This window comes from Methanocaldococcus fervens AG86, from assembly GCF_000023985.1.
Classification (GTDB): Archaea; AGJL01; Methanococci; order Methanococcales; family Methanocaldococcaceae; genus Methanocaldococcus; species Methanocaldococcus fervens.
The window spans coordinates 1,074,513-1,093,145 of record NC_013156.1 but is presented as its reverse complement, the minus strand read 5'-3'; the positions used below and the strand labels follow the sequence as shown (position 1 = coordinate 1,093,145).

18 protein-coding genes and 1 pseudogene are annotated in these 18,633 nt (G+C 32.4%); 11 read left to right on the top strand and 8 right to left on the bottom strand.

Annotation, left to right across the window (positions count from 1 at the left end; all coding sequences use genetic code 11):
* Positions 1–73: 73 nt before the first annotated feature.
* The gene (locus MEFER_RS05905; protein ID WP_015791706.1) at positions 74–880 is read right to left on the bottom strand and encodes a deoxyribonuclease IV; all 807 of its coding nucleotides are present in this window, start codon (positions 878–880) and stop codon (positions 74–76) included.
* A gap of 170 nt (positions 881–1,050) precedes the next feature.
* Here MEFER_RS05905 and modA point away from each other — a divergent pair, with 170 nt between their 5' ends.
* The 4 genes and pseudogenes from modA (at position 1,051) to MEFER_RS08630 (ending at position 3,436) form a co-directional block, all read left to right on the top strand.
* Positions 1,051–1,830, top strand: a complete 780-nt coding sequence (gene modA, locus MEFER_RS05900) for a molybdate ABC transporter substrate-binding protein (RefSeq protein WP_048056450.1) — start codon at positions 1,051–1,053, stop codon at positions 1,828–1,830.
* A 14-nt stretch (positions 1,831–1,844) separates the two neighbouring features.
* Positions 1,845–2,630 carry an ABC transporter permease gene (locus tag MEFER_RS05895; RefSeq protein WP_015791704.1) on the top strand — a complete coding sequence of 262 codons (786 nt, stop codon included), beginning with the start codon at positions 1,845–1,847 and terminating at the stop codon, positions 2,628–2,630.
* Between the two features lie 81 nt (positions 2,631–2,711).
* Positions 2,712–3,248 (top strand): annotated as a pseudogene (locus MEFER_RS05890) (ATP-binding cassette domain-containing protein); the annotation flags it as partial.
* The gene (locus MEFER_RS08630) at positions 3,188–3,436 is read left to right on the top strand and encodes a TOBE domain-containing protein (protein ID WP_342626777.1); all 249 of its coding nucleotides are present in this window, start codon (positions 3,188–3,190) and stop codon (positions 3,434–3,436) included. The pseudogene MEFER_RS05890 and the gene MEFER_RS08630, both read left to right, overlap by 61 nt.
* A gap of 110 nt (positions 3,437–3,546) precedes the next feature.
* On the opposite strand, the gene MEFER_RS05885 is transcribed toward MEFER_RS08630, so the two are convergent.
* Both MEFER_RS05885 and rnhB read right to left on the bottom strand, forming a co-directional pair.
* On the bottom strand, positions 3,547–4,374 hold the full coding sequence (locus MEFER_RS05885) for a tRNA (adenine-N1)-methyltransferase (RefSeq protein WP_015791702.1): 828 nt from the start codon (positions 4,372–4,374) through the stop codon (positions 3,547–3,549).
* A gap of 4 nt (positions 4,375–4,378) precedes the next feature.
* Entirely contained in the window at positions 4,379–5,071 is a 693-nt protein-coding gene (gene rnhB / locus MEFER_RS05880) for a ribonuclease HII (protein ID WP_015791701.1), read from the bottom strand.
* 102 nt (positions 5,072–5,173) lie between these two features.
* On the opposite strand from rnhB, the gene MEFER_RS05875 reads away from it, so the two are divergent.
* The 5 genes from MEFER_RS05875 to MEFER_RS05855 all read left to right on the top strand — a co-directional run bounded on the left by MEFER_RS05875 (position 5,174) and on the right by MEFER_RS05855 (position 11,948).
* On the top strand, positions 5,174–6,454 hold the full coding sequence (locus tag MEFER_RS05875) for a TIGR04013 family B12-binding domain/radical SAM domain-containing protein (RefSeq protein WP_015791700.1): 1,281 nt from the start codon (positions 5,174–5,176) through the stop codon (positions 6,452–6,454).
* 20 nt (positions 6,455–6,474) lie between these two features.
* A complete protein-coding gene (locus MEFER_RS05870; protein WP_048056449.1) occupies positions 6,475–7,671 on the top strand; it encodes an NAD(P)-binding protein in 1,197 nt (398 codons plus the stop codon).
* Positions 7,672–7,723: 52 nt separating this feature from the next.
* Entirely contained in the window at positions 7,724–9,742 is a 2,019-nt protein-coding gene (locus MEFER_RS05865) for an ATP-binding protein (RefSeq protein WP_015791698.1), read from the top strand.
* 78 nt (positions 9,743–9,820) lie between these two features.
* A complete protein-coding gene (locus MEFER_RS05860; RefSeq protein ID WP_015791697.1) occupies positions 9,821–11,122 on the top strand; it encodes an amidohydrolase family protein in 1,302 nt (433 codons plus the stop codon).
* A gap of 283 nt (positions 11,123–11,405) precedes the next feature.
* Positions 11,406–11,948 carry a diacylglycerol/polyprenol kinase family protein gene (locus MEFER_RS05855; protein ID WP_048056448.1) on the top strand — a complete coding sequence of 181 codons (543 nt, stop codon included), beginning with the start codon at positions 11,406–11,408 and terminating at the stop codon, positions 11,946–11,948.
* 183 nt (positions 11,949–12,131) lie between these two features.
* Here the strand turns inward: MEFER_RS05855 and MEFER_RS05850 are convergent, their stop codons facing one another.
* Positions 12,132–13,742, bottom strand: coding sequence for a tRNA uridine(34) 5-carboxymethylaminomethyl modification radical SAM/GNAT enzyme Elp3 (locus tag MEFER_RS05850; RefSeq protein ID WP_015791695.1), 1,611 nt, complete (start codon positions 13,740–13,742; stop codon positions 12,132–12,134).
* A gap of 117 nt (positions 13,743–13,859) precedes the next feature.
* On the opposite strand from MEFER_RS05850, the gene moaC reads away from it, so the two are divergent.
* Positions 13,860–14,318, top strand: a complete 459-nt coding sequence (gene moaC / locus MEFER_RS05845; protein ID WP_015791694.1) for a cyclic pyranopterin monophosphate synthase MoaC — start codon at positions 13,860–13,862, stop codon at positions 14,316–14,318.
* Between the two features lie 216 nt (positions 14,319–14,534).
* On the opposite strand, the gene MEFER_RS05840 is transcribed toward moaC, so the two are convergent.
* The 3 genes from MEFER_RS05840 to hisD form a co-directional block, all read right to left on the bottom strand.
* The gene (locus MEFER_RS05840; protein WP_015791693.1) at positions 14,535–15,191 is read right to left on the bottom strand and encodes a DUF5612 domain-containing protein; all 657 of its coding nucleotides are present in this window, start codon (positions 15,189–15,191) and stop codon (positions 14,535–14,537) included.
* Between the two features lie 26 nt (positions 15,192–15,217).
* Positions 15,218–15,538 (bottom strand): hypothetical protein, encoded by a 321-nt coding sequence (locus MEFER_RS05835; protein ID WP_015791692.1) that lies wholly within the window; start codon positions 15,536–15,538, stop codon positions 15,218–15,220.
* A gap of 61 nt (positions 15,539–15,599) precedes the next feature.
* Complete coding sequence (gene hisD, locus MEFER_RS05830; protein WP_048056351.1) at positions 15,600–16,880, bottom strand: histidinol dehydrogenase; 1,281 nt, start codon at positions 16,878–16,880, stop codon at positions 15,600–15,602.
* Between the two features lie 87 nt (positions 16,881–16,967).
* Between hisD and MEFER_RS05825 the strand changes: the two genes are divergently transcribed.
* Positions 16,968–17,885 (top strand): hypothetical protein, encoded by a 918-nt coding sequence (locus MEFER_RS05825; protein WP_015791690.1) that lies wholly within the window; start codon positions 16,968–16,970, stop codon positions 17,883–17,885.
* Between the two features lie 3 nt (positions 17,886–17,888).
* Here the strand turns inward: MEFER_RS05825 and MEFER_RS05820 are convergent, their stop codons facing one another.
* Entirely contained in the window at positions 17,889–18,512 is a 624-nt protein-coding gene (locus MEFER_RS05820) for an L-threonylcarbamoyladenylate synthase (RefSeq protein WP_015791689.1), read from the bottom strand.
* Positions 18,513–18,633: the final 121 nt, after the last annotated feature.

Here is an 18,633-nt window from a genome sequence, read left to right as displayed (position 1 = left end):
TTTTCATTTCTGTTGGGGCTTCTATGATTTTAATTTTTCAATATTTCTTGACCTATATTAATTAATGTAGATCTTATAATTCATTATAACATCTCATTAATAAAACAGCATCCATTTCCAATAAAGGGCTTTCACATATAACAGTTCCAGAGGCGTTAAAATCCTTCAATGCCCTTAAAACATCCTTATAGTTAAAATTAGATTCTTTTAATGGTAAATGCCTCCTCTCTCCTCCTTTCCCATATTCTATTCCAGATAAGTGGATGTGCATATCCTTTATTGCCTCTTTTCCCAAAACATCCTCAATCTTCTCAAGAATTTTATAAAATGAGTTGTAATCATTTAAAGCCCCTCTACTTCTCGCATATATATGGGCGAAATCAATACAAGGTAAAATACCTAACTCAAAACAGAGCTTTAATGTCTCATCAACATTTCCAAATTGTGAAGTTCTTCCAGTAGTTTCAGGTCTCAGTATAACGTTTAATTTTAGAGCTTCCAACTTATCCAAAATCCTCTGAATGTTTAATTTTATTCTATTGTAAGTCACTTCCTTACTTCTTTTCAAATAATATCCGGGATGAAAAACCAAATTCCTCCCACAATGATTTAAAACCTTTGCAGTTTTAATTATCCTCCTTATGCTGTTCTCAACCTTTATCTCTTCATTTGCATTTAGATTTATGTAGTGGGGAGCGTGGGCTGAGAAAATTATATCTTCTCCATATTCCTTTAACTTTTTTGCATAATCTTCCTTCATATAAACTCCTCTAACAAATTCCAGCTCCATAGCTCCCAAATTTAATTTTCTTAAAACATCAACGCCTTTAAATTCATCTTCTGCAGAAGTTGGAACTCCGGCGGTGCCAAATATCAACATTATTTCACTTTAACAAATTTTAATGTCTTAATTTGTTTTTTGTTTTAAATTTATTAAACTTTATGTAATCGATTTTAATTACAATAAAGCATAAATAGTAACTATATAACCAATATAAGACTTTTGGAGGTGAAAGTGTGAATGGCAAGATTTATCTTTTAATTTCCTCAATGCTCATTTTTGGGGTTTTGTGTGGATGTTTAAACGAAAATGAGGAAATTCAAAAGAATAAACCTTATGAAGGAAAGACAATAACCGTTTTATGTGGAGCTGGGTTAATGAAGCCTATGAATGAACTTATCCAAAACTTTGAAAATAAAACTGGGGCTAAAGTGGAGGTTCATTATGGAGGAAGTGCTGAATTATTTGGAATTTTAACTACAACAGGAGGGGACGTTTTTATCCCTGGAGCTTATAAATATACAGAAGATGCGATGAAAAAAGAGTTAATCCTCAAAGAGACTGTTAAAAACATAACTTACCACATCCCAGTTATCGCAGTTCCAAAAGGAAATCCAAAGAATATAAAAAATTTGGAGGATTTGGCAAAACCAGGGGTTAGAGTGGTTATAGGAGATCCAAATGCGTGTGCAATTGGAAAAGTTAGCAAGAAAATTTTAGAAAAAAATCAGCTATGGGAAAATGTGAGCAAAAATATTATTGTTAAAACTCCAACAGTCAGCCAACTTCTTATTTATATAACAACAAATCAGGCAGATGCTGCAATTATATGGGAAGATATGGTTACTTGGGCAGAAGGAAAGGGAAAAATTGACGTAGTTAGAATCCCAAAGGAGAAAAACATTATAAAAACAATCCCTACTGCTGTTACTATCTATGCCAAAAAAGATGGTAATTTAGAAGTTGCCAAGGCATTTAACGATTACATCTCGAGCGATGAAGCAAAAGAAATTTGGAAAAAATGGGGGTTTATTCCATGCAATCAATAATTTAGGTGATGTTAATGGGGCAGAGCAATTTTAAATATTTTTGTATCATTTTATCATTTTTATTTACTTTTTTACTGTTTTTAGCAATAGCATCATTATTTTTAATCCCCAATCCTTCTGAAATCTTGAATGCATTAAAAACTGAAGAAATGATGTTTTCTTTAAAGCTATCAATTATAACATCTTCAATTTCAACGTTTCTTATTATAATATTGGCAATTCCAATTGGATATGCACTATCAAGATACAAAGTTCCAGGAAAAAGTGTTATTAAATCAATTCTTGATTTGCCTATGGCTTTCCCAGAGTTGGTTTTAGGTTTAGCCATCCTCTTATTATTTGGACAATCATTTATTGGAGAATTTTTAGAAAATTTTGGAATTAAAGTTGTTTTTACAAAATTAGGTATTGTTGTAGCTCAATTCTTTACAGCCCTTCCCTATGCTATTAGGATTATATACTCAACATTTGAGGAAATAAATCCAAGGTATGAGCTTGTTTCAAGGTCTTTAGGTTATGGGGAGTTTGAAACATTCTTTAACGTTTCTCTACCTTTAGCAAAAAACGGTTTATTTGCATCTACAATTATTACATTTGCAAGATGTATGGGTGCCTTTGGAGCAGTTTTAATCCTCGCTGGAGGTTCTTATATGAACACTGAGATTCTACCAATAACACTCTATCTAAACATCTCCTACGGAAATATAGGAATGGCAATTACAAGTGGAATACTCCTTGTGATAATCTCGTTTATTGCAATATTAGTATTTGAAAAATTTGAGGGTTATAAAGGTGAATAGTAGAATTTCAGCATTTAAAAAAAGCTGGAAAACTAACAATATTTCCTTATTAATTTTTATAAAAGTCTCAGGTGAATAAGTATGAGTTTTTTAGAGATAAAAAATTTAAGTATTGATTTGGGAGAGTTTAAGCTTATTGATGTTAATTTAGAAATAGAAAAAGGAGATTATTTAACAATCATAGGCCCTACAGGAAGTGGTAAATCCATATTATTGGAGACGATTGCAGGATTTTACAAGCCAAAAAATGGAAAAATTTTCCTTGAGGGGGAGGATATAACTAATTTACCTCCAGAAAAAAGAAATATGAGTATTGTTTATCAAGACTATGTCCTCTTTCCACATAAAACAGTATTTGAAAATATTGCCTATGGGTTAAAGAAAAAAATTAAAGATAAGGATAAAATTAAAGAAGAGGTAAATAGGATTTCTGAGCTATTAAATATCTCCCACCTATTGCATAGAAAACCAGGGACATTAAGTGGGGGAGAACAGCAGAGAACTGCATTAGCAAGGGCTTTAGTTGTTAAACCAAAGTTGTTATTGATGGATGAGCCATTCAGTGCCTTAGATGTGAAAACAAAAGAAAATTTAAGAAAATTGGTAAAAAAGGCAGTAAGAATGAAATTAAATGTAAAGTTAAAGAAATTAAAAAGATAGGTAATATAATAAATTTAATTTTAGAGATAAATGGAGTTAAGTTGATATGTATTTTAACTCCAAATGCATTATACAGTTTGGATATAAAAGAGGGTGATGAAGTTTATGCAATTATAAAAGCAACTAATGTAAGGATTATTGGCTAATCATTCCTCACTTTCTTCAGGAGGAACTCTTGCAACTGTAATATAGCCAGTCCATAAGGCTTTGCCCTATTGGTATCCCCAGAGCGGGGCTTCACTACGTTCAGCCCCACTTAAATTTCCTCTGGAGGAACTCTCGCAATTGTGATATAACCTGTATGCCCAATCATTCTCGTTGAAGGTCTTACACCTTTATCTGAAATTTCAATCTCCCTCTCAATGATCTCATAGGTGTGTATATCCCAAAATCCTTCTTCTTTAAGCTTATCTACAGTTTTTTTAACCTGTTCTATGTATGGGAGGTAAGTAACTATCCTCCCTCTCTTTTTGTTTAGGGCTTTTTTTGCATTCTCTACAACATTCCAAGGGTCTGGGAGGTCTAAAACAATTACATCAACATCTTTCTCATCTATTTTCTCCCTAACATCTCCAATTTTTTGAATAACATTGAAAAGTCCATCTTCAATCTCAATTTCATCTTCATCATCAAACTCTTCATCTAACCCAATAATCCCCTGTCCTTTCCTAATAGCCCCTACTCTCAAAAGATTTTTTCTCGCAACTTTTGCAAATTCTGGCCTTATATCGTAGGTTATAACCTTTCCTGTTTTGCCAACAGCATTTGATAGATACATGGTTAAAGCTCCCGAGCCAGTTCCAGCTTCAACTACAACCTCTCCTTCCCTAATCCCAGCTCTTGCTATGATAAATCCAATATCCTTTGGTAATAAGGTAGTCACAGTTCTCTTCATCCTCTTTAAGATGTCAAACATTGTTGGCTCAACCAAATAAAACTTATGCCCTTTATGAGACTCTAAAACCTTCCCTTCTTCAGCATCTTTCATATCTACAACTCCCAAATCAGTTCCAAACTTCTCAACATTCTTTTTTAATAAGTATCTCTTCCCTCTTTCATCCACCAATAATTTGTAGGCAAACATGATATCACTCTATTTTTAGTTTTGTTTGTTTTAATTTACTTAAAATCCTTTGACATGTTTTCCATTTAGTTCGTGTAATTTCAGGAAGTTTTTTATGTTTTTTAAAATAATCTTCAAGAAATTTTATTGTTTTTGAGTCTGATGGATAACCACTTCCAATATCACCATAAATTTTTTTGTAGTTTTCTATTATTTCATCCCTCTCCGCCTTTGCTATTATTGAAGCGGCTGAAACAACTGGATATTTAGAATCTGCCTTATGTTCAGCGATAATTTTTATTTTCAAATTTCTTTCTTCAATAACATCTCTAATCTTTTCTTTAAAGTCACTTTCAAATTTTTTTGTATTTGTACTACATGCATCTAAATAAATCTCAACCTCCTCATCCTTTATATTTAATTTTTTTATCAAATTTTTTGCAACTTCAGAAAAGGCGTTGATTTCAATCTCATTTAAGTTTATAGTGTCCATTAAGTTATTTATCTTCTCCGCCTCTAAGATTAATTTTTCTGAACATCCAAAGTTTTCAAGTAACTTCTTTAAATAAGCTCTTTTGTTTTTAGTTAGCTCCTTACTATCCTTAACTCCCAATTTTTTTAAATCTTCTTCTTTATCTTTTTTAATTGCATAACCACAGATAACCATTGGGCCTAAAACAGGCCCTCTTCCAGCTTCATCAATACCAATAATCATCATAGCCATCCCTCATAAAATTATAAAATCATAAAAGTTACTTCAATTATATATCCCTATCAAAAACAACTATGAATTTGTAGAAATAAATATTTAGTGATTAGTATGGAAAGAAACACTGCCTTAGTAGTTTATTATACAAAACTACATAAAAACAGTTTCAATGCATTAATTGGGGCTTTAGAAGTCGATGAATATTTTAATAACTTCCCAATATATTTTGCCAATAAAAAAGAGATTTTTAATTTAGAAAATATATTAAAAAAATACGATAAGGTTGTTATAGCGATATCGTTCTTTACAACTGAACTTTGGAAAACTTATGAGCTTATTAATGAATTAAAAGCCAAATATAAAAACTATAGAAGCAAAATCATTTACTTAGCCGGAGGGCCCCATCCAACTGGAGATCCTAAAGGAACTTTAAAATTGGGATTTGATGTTGTTTGTATAGGTGAAGGGGAAGAGAGCTTTCCAGAATTTATTAAGGTTGTGAATGAAAACGAAGATTATAGGAAAGTTAAAGGGATAGCGTATTTAGAAGAGAACAATTTTATTTACACTGGAAAAAGGAAGTGTGTTGATTTAAATAAATATCCTCCCTTTCCCATAAAGCACAATAAATTTGGACATATAGAGATAACGAGAGGTTGCCCTTATAGCTGCTATTTCTGTCAAACTCCAAGGATATTTGGAAAGAATGTGAGGCATAGGAGCATTGAAAACATCTGCAAATACGTTGAAATAATGGCTGAAAGAAATTTAAAAGATATTAGGTTTATAACACCAAACGCCTTTGGTTATGGCTCCAAAGATGGAAAAACATTAAATATTGATAAAATCGAAAAGTTGTTAGAGAACATTAGGGAAATTTTAGGAAAAGACGGAAGGATATTTTTTGGAACGTTTCCTTCAGAGGTTAGACCAGAGCACGTTAATGATGAAACGGTTGATTTAATTTTAAAATATGCTGATAATAAAAATTTAGTTATTGGAGCCCAATCGGGAAGTCAAAGGATATTAGATTTATGCAATAGGGGGCATACGGTTGAAGATATATACAACGCTGTTAATACTGCAATAAAAAAAGGTGTTAGCGTTAGCTTAGATTTCATTTTTGGACTTCCGGGAGAAACTGAGGAGGATGTTGAAAAGACAATAAAGGTTATGAAAGATTTAATAAAAATGGGAGCTAAAATACATGCGCATGCTTTTATGCCACTACCACAAACTCCGTTTGCAAAGGCAAAACCAGGAGTTGTTAATAAAAAGATAATAAGAGCTATGAGGTATGAAATCCCTAAAGGTATTTTTTATGGAACATGGCACAATCAACAAATATTGGCTGAGAAGATATCAAAATACTTACAAACTGGAGAACTGTAAAAATTAAAATGGTAGATATTATGAGAATTGGTATTGTTGGAGCTGGATTAGGTGGTTTATTATCTGGAGCATTATTATCAAAAAATAATGAAGTTGTTGTATTTGAAAAACTCCCATTTTTAGGCGGAAGATTTACAAATTTGGAGTATGAAGGATTTCAATTAACAACCGGAGCTCTACACATGATACCGCATGGTAATGATGGTTATTTAGCTCAAGCATTAAGAAAAGTAGGAGCAAATGTAAAAATAATAAATTCAAATCCAGATGGAACATTTTTAATTTATGGAAAAGAATACTTATATAAAGAGCTATTTTCACTCGTTGGCTTTAAAGATAAGGTAAAAGCTATGAATATGGCTGCTAAACTAAAATTAGGAATGGTAGATAAAGATATGTCTTTTGGAGAGTTTTTGGAAGATGTTGATTTAGCATTAAAGGTTGGAAATGCATTTACTGGATGGGCTTTAAGCTTAACTGCCTATGAAACACCAATGAGTGAGATTGTTGAGATAGCAAAAAACTACCATAAATTTGGAGGGCCAGGAATTCCTATTGGAGGATGTAAGGCAGTTATTGATGAACTTACAAAGATTATTGAAAAAAACAATGGAAAGATTATCAAAGAGTATGAGGTTAAAAGCATTGAAATTGATGAAAAGGCTTATATTGATGATTATGAATTTGATATTGTTATAAGCAACATCTCCCCTGTTGAGACTCAAAAAATCTGCAACATAAAATTTTTAAAATCAAAGCCAAAGCCTTCTAAAGGAATAAAAATAAGTATAGCTACAAAAGACGGACTTATAAAACATGGGGGAGTTTTATTCACTCCAGAATGTGAAAGAATAAATGGTTTAAATCAAGTAACAAATGTGGATAAATCCTTAGCCCCTGAAGGTTGGCATTTAGTTATGACTCATCAAACACAACTAACCAACAATGTAAAAAAAGAGATTGACCTCGGCTTAGAAGATATTGAAAATCTCTTTAAAGGAAAAGAGTATAAAATATTGCATATTCAGTCATATAGGGACGATTGGCCTGTAAATCATGCATCAAATGGAACTGATATTGATAATATTGTAAATGATAAGCTTTATTTGGTTGGAGATGGTGCTAAAGGAAGAGGGGGAATAGAAGTTGAAGGTATAGCAATGGGCATTTTAAAAGTTGTTAATCATATAAATAGTTTAAATAGTGCAAATGAATAAATATAATCACTTAAAATTTCTTTTTTAAAATTATAATGCAAGGGATGTCAATATGGAATTGAGAGAAGAGGAAATTTTAGAAGAAGCCAGGGATTATTTAACCGCATATATAAGGAATATTCATCAAGAAGACATTATTTTAGATAATGAAAGGGTTGTAATTGATTTAAATCAACTTTATAACTCTGGATTGATGGAATTCGTCGATTTTTTAATAAATAATCCAGAAAAAGGTATTGATTTCATAAAAGAGTGTTATGAAGAGGCATACTACACATTAAAAAATGAACGTCCTACAAGTGTGATAATATCAGTAAAAAACCTTCCAAAAATCTTCAAAACTACAAAAAAAGGGAGAGAATTTACGATTGAAGATATTAGGAGTAACACTTTAGGAAAATTGGTTGAATTTGAAGGAATTATAGTTATGGCATCAAAGATAAAGCCGATGTTAAAAAAAGCTTATTACATCTGCCCAAAATGTGGAAGAGAGGTTTTAAAAGAAATAGACATTTTAAATGATGCCTCTGAAAAAGCTGTTTGCGAATGTGGAGCTGAGTTAAACCTAATTGAGAATAAATCAGTATACACTGATTTCCAAGAGATTAAAGTCCAACAGCCTTTAGATTTAATGGAAAATCCTGAAGAGCCTCCAAAGTATATAACAGTATTTTTAGAAAACAGCCCTGGAATTTACGCAGGCAGAGTTAAGATTACAGGCATTCCAATAAGAATAAAGAAGAGCAAAAAGCTCCCAATTTATGATATTTACGTTAAGGCAGTAAATTGCGAAGTTTTAGATGGAGAAGTAAAGATAAAGTTAACAAATTCAGACATTGAAAACATTAAAAAATTGGCTAAAAGAAAAGATGTTGTTGATATATTGGCAGATAGATTAATTCCAGAGATTAAAGGGCACTCAGCAATAAAAAAAGCTGTCTTTTTACAACAAATAAAGGGAGTTAAAAAGCCAGGAAAAAGGGCAGATATTCATATCTTATTAATTACAGATCCGGGAATTGGAAAGACAGTTATCTTAAGAAAAATTGCTGAAATTCCTGGAAATTTATACGGTTCTGTTACCACTGCTACTGGTGTTGGTTTAACTGCAGCGGTAGTAAGAGAAAAAACTGAGATAGGGGAAGATACGTGGGTTATTAAGCCCGGTTTGTTAGTTAAAGCTCATAAAGGAACAGCATGTATAGATGAGCTAACCGTTAATAAAGACCTGCAGAGCTATGTTTTGGAGGCTATGGAGAGTCAAACAATACACGTAAGCAAAGGAGGTATTAACGCAAAACTGCCCGCTGAATGTGCAATTTTAGCTGCCTGTAATCCAAGATGGGGAAGATTTAACCCAGATGTTTCTGTGGCAGAGCAGATAAATATTCCAGCCCCATTATTGAGTAGATTTGATTTGATTTTCCCAATTAGGGATGTTTCTGATAAGGATAAGGATAAAGATATAGCAGAGTATATTGTAGATTTGCACAGGGCTTATTTAGACAAAGAGATAAATAAAAAGATTGGTTTGGATTATTTTGAGATTGATGGAGTTAAAATAGACAAGGAGTTTATAATAAAATATATTTACTATGCAAGGCAGCAAAAACCTGTGATTAGCGAGAAGGCTAAGGAATTATTTGTTAATTACTACGTTGAGATGAGGAAAAAGCATCAAATAACTGCAAGACAATTAGAGGCAGTTATAAGGATTGCTGAAGCCCATGCAAAAGCAAAATTAAAAAATATTGTTGATGAGGAGGATGCCAAAGAGGCTATAAACATAGTTACCGAATGTTTAAAAGAGATTGCCTATGATCCAGAAACTGGAATCTTTGATGTTGATAAAATCTTAGGAGTGTCTAAAAAAGAGAGAGATAAGCTAACAACTGTTTACGAAATAATTAAGGAGTTAAGTGAAAAATCAGAACTCGTTGAACATGAGGATATTGTTGAGGAGGCTAAGAAGAAGGGCATTAAAGAGGATGAGTTAGAGAATATTATTAAAAAGCTAATTAAGTATGGAGACATTGATGAGCCAAAACCAGGGAGGTACAGGTTGCTATAAATCCCTCTTAAGAGACAATTAATGTTCAATCTAAGATTTAGGGTAGTATTTGGATTATAGTCCATAAGAAGTGATAATATGTTATTAAAAAACTGCAGAATAGTAAAAGATGGAAAAATTATTGATGGAGATATTTTAATTGAAAATGGGAGAATTAAAAAAATAGCAAAAGATATTAAAGGAGGAGATGAAGTAATTGATATAAAAAACTCTATCGTTATTCCTGGCGTTATTGATGCACATGTCCATTTTAGATGGGGAGAGGAAAAGAAAGAGGATTTTTTAAGTGGTAGCTTAGCCGCAATAAATGGAGGAGTTTGCTTTGCCATAGATATGCCAAACAACAAGCCTCCAATAACTACAAAAGAGTTATTTTATAAAAAACTCGAAGATTGTAAAAAGAATAGCAAAATAAATATTTTTTTAAATTTTGGAGTTACTGAGAGGAATTATTTTGAAAATATAGAAGATGCAAAGGCATATAAGATATTTATGGTAAAATCAGTTGGTGATTTATATATAGAGGATTATTCAAAGCTAAAAGATATTTTAAACCAAAATAAGCTCTTCTGCATCCATGCAGAGCATAAAGATGTGATAGACGAAAATCTAAAGAAATATAGTTTAAAAAGCTGGATAGACCACTGTAAAATTAGAGATGAAAAATCAGAGGTTGAAGCAGTTAAAGAAGTTATAAAATATCTAAAAATTATTGATAAATTGGGAGATAAAAAGCCACACGTCCACTTTTGCCATATATCAACTAAAGAGGCTTTACATCTAATAAAAAAAGCTAAACAGGATTTGAAAAATGTAAAAATTAGTGTTGAAGCCACTCCCCACCACATTTATTTAAATAAGGATATGGCTGAAGAATTAAAAGGTTTTGGAAAATTTAATCCTCCTTTAAGGGAAAAAGAAGATAACATAGCTTTAATTAAAGGAATTGTTAATGAAGATGTTGATATCGTTGCCTCAGACCATGCCCCTCATTTGTTGGAGGATAAAATTAAAGATGTTAAAAACTGCCCTTCTGGAATTCCTGGAGTTGAAACAATAGTTCCTTTAACTTTGAATTTGGTTAATAAAAAACTCATAACTTTATTTGATGCTGTTAGGGTTTTATCAGAAAATCCTGCCAAAATATTCAAAATAAACAACAAAATTGAAGAAGGCAATTTGGCAAATCTAACTATCGTTGATTTGAAAAAAGAAGGAAAGATTAACGCTGAACTATTCAAATCAAAGGCAAAATTCAGCCCATTTGATAAATGGGAAATCAAAGGATTTCCAATATACACAGTAGTTAATGGAAAGGTTTATGAAGCCTATGGAAAGGTTTATGAAAGATGGCCCTATGTTCATCTTCACTGTAATTAAGAGGCATTGCCAAGCGAAGCGAGGCAATACATGCATAGAGGCATAGCCTCTATCAGATGAAATCCTACGGATTTCATTACTCGCCTATTGGCGATTGCTATACTCCAGAGCGGAGTTGCCAAAAGGCAACTCCACTTTAATCCAAGAGGCATTATGGAGGGCTGAAAGCCCTTCCTTAATGCATCAGTTTTGATGAAACTTTCTTAAAGTTTCATGAGAAGATTTATGGGGCTTATAGCAACGTTTAAAAATCTTAAAGTTTCTTATGTTAGAGGCTGAAAATGTGAAAGAACTTTATAGGCAGACAATTCATCTAACTGCAGGAGTTTTAATAGCTTTTTCAGTATTAATATTTAAAAAACAGCTGATAATTCCATTAGTTGTTAGTATAGCTGTTGGCACTTTATTATATTTCTTATGTAAAAGCTATTATATCCCAATAATCTCAGATTTGCTAAATCTCTGCAAAAGAGAGAAAGAAGATGGTAGAGGGGCCATATACTTTGCCATTGGGATGCTAATATCCCTTCTATTAATTGATGATATAAATGCTGTCTTCTTTGGAATCTTAGTTTTTGCAGTTGGGGATGCCTTAGCTACATTCATAGGTGTTAGAGGGAAACTAAAGATGAAATACCTTGAAAAAACAGTTGAAGGATTTTTGGCATTTTTTATATCATCCTCATTAATTTTGTATCCATTTTATGGAGTTTATGGAATTCTTGTAGCTTTAATCTCTGCATTGGCAGAGTTCGTAAGTAAAGGGTTGAAAATAGATGATAATTTATACCTCCCCCTTATTGTGGCATTTCTCTTAAGTCTATAGAAGAACTTTACCTCTATATTGACATACACCCTCAACAATTCGAAAAATTTTTCTAATTTTATTAAGAGGCATTATGAGGGGCTTTAACCCCTCCTTAATGCATCCGTTTTGATGAAATGGAAAGCAAAGCTTTCCAGCTATGAAAATCTATGATTTTCATTCAACTTTTTCTAAAAGGTTCATTTATAGATATTTGCCCATATAAGGCCCAATTCTCTCATATCCCAACTTTCTATAGTATTCCCTAACACCAATACCACTTGTCACTAAAATCTTTTTCTTTCCAAACTCTTCTTTTGCTATTCTTTCCGCCTCTTGTAAAAGCTTTCTTCCATACCCTTTATGTTGCCAGGTAATTTCCTTCAAATCCTTAGTTAATGGTTTTTCTTGCCCACAAACATGCAACTGTCTAACCAACATAGTATTTTCATCAATCTCTTTTCTAAATGGTTTGTATGGCTCTCTCAATCTTAAAAATGCTATTAAAATATCATTATTCACATCTTCATAGGATAAAAATATTTCAGTTCCGCCACTTGCTTCATACTCCTCCCTACATAGTTTTATATGCTCGATCTCTGGCATTATTCCTTTTTTATACATCACATGCCCTACTTCCCTACATCTTATACACTTGCATTTAATTCCATGCTTTTCCATATATTTATAAACGAGCTCTCCCAAATTACTCTTTTTAACTCCATCAACTATTACTGTAGCTGGAATATCCCTTTGAATTCTTGAAGTTCTTACCCATTTTGGCATTATTGATTTTGCATAGCTAATTATCTCTATTGCCTCTTCCTCTCTATATGGTCTATACTCCCCTCTCTTCCACATTTCATAAAGCTCAGTTCCCTTAACAACTAAGCATGGGTATATCTTAACCATATCTGGCTTAAAATCAGGATTTTCAAAAATCTCTCTAAACATTTTTTTGTCCATCTCCATGTCAGAGCCTGGCATTCCTGGCATTAAATGATAAGAGACCTTTAAACCGCTATCTTTTAATAGCTGAGTAGCTTTTATGGTATCCTCAACAGTATGCCCTCTCTTACAAAACTCCAAAATCTCATTGTATATTGTTTGAACCCCTAACTCTACCCTTGTAGCTCCTAACTTCAACATTTGATTTATCTCTTTTTCTCCACAATAATCAGGTCTTGTTTCTACGCACAAAGCAACACATCTATGCTCTGCAGTTTCATTTATCTTCTGAGCCTCTTCTAAGCTACTCGCCTCTACTCCGTTCATAGCATCTAAGCATCTCTTAATAAACCAATCTTGATAACTTATATCTCTCGCTGGAAACGTTCCTCCCATTATAATAAGCTCTATCTTATTTGTTGGATGTCCTACCTTTTCCAACTGTTCAATCCTTGCCTTTGTTTGAAGATATGGGTCAAAGCCAAACATCAAACCTCTCATAGTGGCCGGTTCTCTTCCAGTATAGCTTTGAGGAACGTCTCCAAAGACGCTTCCAACTCCTCCTGGGCAAAACATACACTTTCCATGTGGACATTTTTCTGGAGAGGTCATAACAGCAACAACAGCAACTCCGGAGATAGTTCTAACTGGCTTTTTTCTTAATATTGGAATTAAAATCTTTTTTTCTTCTTCAGTAGCATACTGCAAAATTTCAGAGTTTGAAGGATGTCCAATACCAATTCTATGAATTCTCAAACACTCAGCTTTAATTTGCTCAATTCTTTTTTTATCTAATGTTTTTCCTTCTTTATACTCCTCTAATATCCTCTCAATGATACATCTCATTAACTTTGTTTTTTCATCCATGATGATCACCAATAAACTTTAAACTTACATATATAAATATACTCATAAAAATGATTTATATAATTTAAGTCATATGCTACTAAATTGTAAATTATTTAATAAACTATTGGTGGTTAAATGCTAACTCATGTTGATGATAAAGGCGTTAAAATGGTTGACATCTCAGAAAAAGAAGATGTCGAAAGGTTTTGCGTTGCTGAAGGTTATATAAAATTAAAACCAGAAACAATTAAGCTAATAAAAGAGCAGAAAATCAAAAAAGGAAATGTTTTAACAACTGCTCAAATTGCTGGAATTTTAGCGGTTAAGAAAACTTACGAATTAATTCCAATGTGCCATCCAATACCAATAACTTCAGTAAATATTGATTTTGAAGTGTTTGAAGATAAAATAAAGGCAATTTGTTCAGTAAAAACTACTTATAAAACTGGAATTGAAATGGAAGCATTAACTGGAGTTTCTATAGCTTTATTGACAATTTGGGATATGGTTAAATCTGCTGAAAAAGATGAGAATGGACAATACAAAACCGCTGAGATTTTTGGAATTAGAGTTGTTGAAAAGGTTAAAAAATAATAATAAAAATTTATTAAAACAGCCTTTTAGGAAAAATAGGACTACCGCCCTATTGCTATACCCGGAGTGGAGTTGCCTTTTGGCAACTCCACTATAAAAGAGACATTATGAGGGGCTTTAACCCCTCTTAATGCATCCGTTTTGATGAAATGGAAAGCAAAGCTTTCCAGCTATGAAAATCTATGATTTTCATTCAACTTTTTCTAAAAGTTTCATTTATAGGACTCTTCCTTTAACCTTATTTATGTCAAATTTTGCTGTTTCAGCAATAGCCATAACTGCCAAGACACCAGCTTGTAGAGGATCTCCAACAACCAAATCAGCCACTTTTGGAACAGAACCAAACATTTTTAAGCTTATTACTGGAATTCCTGTTTTTTCTTTCAGTTCTTTAACTGCTTCAGTTATCTTTCCCCCCATTAAAGATCCTGCCAAAACTAAAATCCCAACTCTTGGTAAGGTTGAAACTGCCTTAACAGCCTCATATAAATTTTCCTCACCAACTATTGGAAGAGTGTCTACGCTAATTCTCTCTCCCCTTATGTTGTGTCTATCCGCCTCACTTATCGCCCCTCTTGCAACTTCAGCAACTTGAGCCCCTCCGCCAATAATAATAACCCTTTTACCATAAATCTTTTTTAGTGAGCTGTGAATTTCAAAGCTTTTCACATATTCACAACGTTCCATTCTCTTCTTTAATTCCTCAATATCTTCAATTCCCTCAACTTCCATGTAAATAAATCCAGTATTACCATCACTTTTAATAAATTGTTGAGTGTAAGTTATATTTCCCCCCAATTCAGAAAGAATTCCAGTAAGTTTGTGTAAAACTCCAATCTTGTTATCTGCCTCTATACTTATTCCAATTTCCATACTCTCACATATAATAAGTTATTGGATTAAAAATCAATATCTCCAAAGTCATCAACAGCATCACTTATTGTTTCGCCAACATCATCTACTCCATTAATTATTTCCTCTTCAACATCTCTATCCATCAAATCTTCCATAGCATCGGCTATTAACTCTCCAGCTACAACTCCACCAGCAACAGCAGCTGCAGTTCCTAATAAATTATCTCTTCTATCAACCACAACCATTCTATTAGCTTCTCCAGTAGTATAAACAACTTCTCTTCTTCTGCCAAACAATAAATACCCCAATAGTAATCCAAAACCTACCAAACCAAAAACTAAAATTAATAAAAGTAATAATGTCATTAATTTTCACCGTTCTAACCAAATTTTTATTTATTTTTACTAAAACTTAAATTAATTTATACTATTTTTCTAACCTCCTTCTAACCGCTTCAGCGTGTCCAAACAACCCTTCAGCCTCAGCCAATGTAATAACAATATCAGCAATGTTTTTTAAACTTTCTTTATCTAATTTTTGATAAGTTATCTTCTTTAAAAACGTTTCTACATTTAGACCAGAGCTCATTCTTGCAAACTGTGACGTTGGCAAAACATGATTTGTTCCAGAGGCATAATCTCCAACTGGAACGGGGCTATAATCTCCTAAAAATACACTTCCAGCATGTTTAATATTATTCAAAACCTCATCTGGATTTTTAGTTAATATTTCTAAATGTTCTGGAGCATATAAGTTTGAAAACTCTATACACTCTTCTAAATCACCAATTAATATGGCAGAGTTTTCCAAAGCTTTTAAAATAATATCTTTCCTTTCAACTCTTTCTATCTCTTCAAATATTTTATTTTTAATTTCCTCTGCCTTAGTTTCAGAGGTTGTTGCTATTATACAGGAGGCGTTAGGGTCGTGTTCAGCTTGAGCAATGAAATCCAATGCAACAAATTCTGTATTTGCTGTTTCATCGGCGATAATTAAAACTTCCGAAGGTCCTGCTAAGAAATCAATAGCTACCTCCCCATAAACCATCTTTTTTGCCGTTGTTACATATATATTACCTGGCCCAACAATAATATCAACTTTTGGAATTGTTTCCGTTCCGTAAGCTAAAGCTCCTATAGCCTGAACTCCTCCAACTTTGTAAATTGCTGAAACTCCAACGATATCTCCTGCTATTAATGTAGATGGATTTCCCTTTCCTTCTTTTGTTGGTGGAGAGGTGATATATATCTCTTCACATCCAGCAACCTTTGCAGGGATTGTTGTCATCAAAACAGTTGAAGGATAAAACGCTCTCCCTCCAGGAACGTAGCATCCAACTTTTTCTATTGCTCTAACAACCTGCCCCAATATTATTCCATCTTTATTTATTTTTAAATCTTTTATATTCTCCATCTGCTTTTTGTGGAAGTAATAAATGTTTTCCCTGGCTTTTTCTATTGCTTCAACAATTTTATAATCTACTGAGTTATAAGCTTCTTCTATCTCCTCTTCTGTAACTTTAAAATTATCTATTTCAACGCCATCAAATTTTTTTGTGTAATACTTTAAAGCTTCATCTCCTTTTTCCTTAACATCCTTTAAAATCTCCATGACTGTTGGCAGTATTTCTTCAAAGTTAGCTTTGTTCCTGTTAATTATTTTTTCCTTCTCTTCTCTCGTTAATTCCTTAATTTTTTTGATTATCATCCTTGTCACCATTGGTTTTTAATTGAAATGTTTATATATGTTTAATGCTTATATTATTTACTATAGAAGAAAAATTTAGGTGAGAAAATGATACTATTCGAGTGGGGGACTTACAACGCTTTGTCAACATTAAAACAGGCGGCATTGTTAGGAACAAGGATTACAGAAATCCCTCCTGCAGTTTTATCAAGAAGATTGCCATCTGGATACTATGAAAGTTACAAAAAATTAAGTGAAGAATATTTCACCTCAATAATAGCTCATGGACCTTACTACAACTTATCTTCAGAAAAAGGGTTAAAAGGACATCTTTCAGCAATAGAAAAAGCTACATTGTGTGGGGCTGAGATATACAACTATCACTTAGGTAGAAGAGTGGGGGATGATTTGAACTACCATTTAGATGTTTTGAAAAAATTCAGTGAAGTCAATAACGATATTATTTACTCTCCAGAGCCAGCGACAAATATTGGGGAGTTTGGAACATTAGATGAGATTGAAGAGCTTGTTAAAGCGGCTAAAGAGGAAGATATAAAGATTATTCCATCCTTACAGTTGGAAAATATATTTTTAAATGAATTAGAAGTTTATGAGAAAGATGATTTAGATGAAGCATCTGAGAAGGCGGATGTTGATTGGTGGCTAAAGATTTTCAAAAGAATGGATAAAATATCAGATTACATAATGCATTTCAGATTCTCACAAGTTATTGGGCTTAAATACGGAAAAAGATTCTATAAAAAGAGAGTTCCATTAGGTAAAGGTTATCCACCAGTAGATCCATTAGTTGAGGCTTTATCCACATACTTAGTCGAGAACGCTACAAGAGGAGGATTTAAAAAAGTTTTATTTGTCTACACTGGATTACCAGAGGTTAAATATAGGGATTTAATTGATTTGTATGCAATGATTATGAAGAACTCAATTGACAAGTTGATGAGCAAAGAGAGTCAAGTAGAGTATGGAGAGTTCTACAAAACTATGAGTGAGGAAGAAGAGGGATAAACCTTATCTCATCTCTTTAATTTTTGATATGGGGATGGCCCCTTCTCTAATTGGAATTATTTTGTTATCCTCTATTTTAATAATTGTAGAAGGTTTTGAATACTTACATTTTCCTATATCAACAACATAATCCACTTTTTTTAAAATCTCAGGATTTATCTCTTCCACAGCTGTTGGGCTTTTTTCTCCGGAGATGTTTGCCGAAGTTGTTGTTAAAGGAACTATGGAGAGCTCTCTAATAATAGCCTCATCTGGAATCCTTATTCCAATGTAATCCTTAGCTACAATATCTGGAATTATGGGTTTTTTCTTTAAAATTATTGTTAAAGGTCCTGGAAGAAACTCATCAATAATTTTTTTAGCTAAATCATTTACATAGGCATATTTTTCAATCTCCTCCTTATTTTTAACACATATTGATAGTGGTTTGTTGAAATCCCTCTTCTTTATTTTATATACTTTTTTTACAGCATTTTCATCTAATGCGTTTGCTGAAATGCCATACAACGTATCAGTTCCGCAGATAATAATTTTTCCATTCAACAGTTCCTCTTTTAAAAAATTCAAAATCTTTTTTCTTTCATTTTCATCAAATTCGTATATTTTTATTATTTTATTTAATTTCATGATTCCCCCTTAATCGTTAAACTGTTTTAATGTTATTTTTAAGCTAATTATTTTATTTAACTTATTTTTTGTAATTATGTATTTATATATTTAATTATTTAATCACTAAAATAATTTTGCA

Bases quoted from the DNA above. Each gene is read 5' to 3' on its own strand.
- MEFER_RS05905 (WP_015791706.1), bottom strand. From the start codon at position 880: ATGTTGATATTTGGCACCGCCGGAGTTCCAACTTCTGCAGAAGATGAA.
- modA (WP_048056450.1), top strand. From the start codon at position 1,051: ATGCTCATTTTTGGGGTTTTGTGTGGATGTTTAAACGAAAATGAGGAA.
- MEFER_RS05895 (WP_015791704.1), top strand. From the start codon at position 1,845: ATGGGGCAGAGCAATTTTAAATATTTTTGTATCATTTTATCATTTTTA.
- MEFER_RS05885 (WP_015791702.1), bottom strand. From the start codon at position 4,374: ATGTTTGCCTACAAATTATTGGTGGATGAAAGAGGGAAGAGATACTTA.
- rnhB (WP_015791701.1), bottom strand. From the start codon at position 5,071: ATGATGATTATTGGTATTGATGAAGCTGGAAGAGGGCCTGTTTTAGGC.
- MEFER_RS05875 (WP_015791700.1), top strand. From the start codon at position 5,174: ATGGAAAGAAACACTGCCTTAGTAGTTTATTATACAAAACTACATAAA.
- MEFER_RS05870 (WP_048056449.1), top strand. From the start codon at position 6,475: ATGAGAATTGGTATTGTTGGAGCTGGATTAGGTGGTTTATTATCTGGA.
- MEFER_RS05865 (WP_015791698.1), top strand. From the start codon at position 7,724: ATGGAATTGAGAGAAGAGGAAATTTTAGAAGAAGCCAGGGATTATTTA.
- MEFER_RS05860 (WP_015791697.1), top strand. From the start codon at position 9,821: ATGTTATTAAAAAACTGCAGAATAGTAAAAGATGGAAAAATTATTGAT.
- MEFER_RS05850 (WP_015791695.1), bottom strand. From the start codon at position 13,742: ATGGATGAAAAAACAAAGTTAATGAGATGTATCATTGAGAGGATATTA.
- moaC (WP_015791694.1), top strand. From the start codon at position 13,860: ATGCTAACTCATGTTGATGATAAAGGCGTTAAAATGGTTGACATCTCA.
- MEFER_RS05840 (WP_015791693.1), bottom strand. From the start codon at position 15,191: ATGGAAATTGGAATAAGTATAGAGGCAGATAACAAGATTGGAGTTTTA.
- MEFER_RS05835 (WP_015791692.1), bottom strand. From the start codon at position 15,538: ATGACATTATTACTTTTATTAATTTTAGTTTTTGGTTTGGTAGGTTTT.
- hisD (WP_048056351.1), bottom strand. From the start codon at position 16,880: ATGATAATCAAAAAAATTAAGGAATTAACGAGAGAAGAGAAGGAAAAA.
- MEFER_RS05825 (WP_015791690.1), top strand. From the start codon at position 16,968: ATGATACTATTCGAGTGGGGGACTTACAACGCTTTGTCAACATTAAAA.
- MEFER_RS05820 (WP_015791689.1), bottom strand. From the start codon at position 18,512: ATGAAATTAAATAAAATAATAAAAATATACGAATTTGATGAAAATGAA.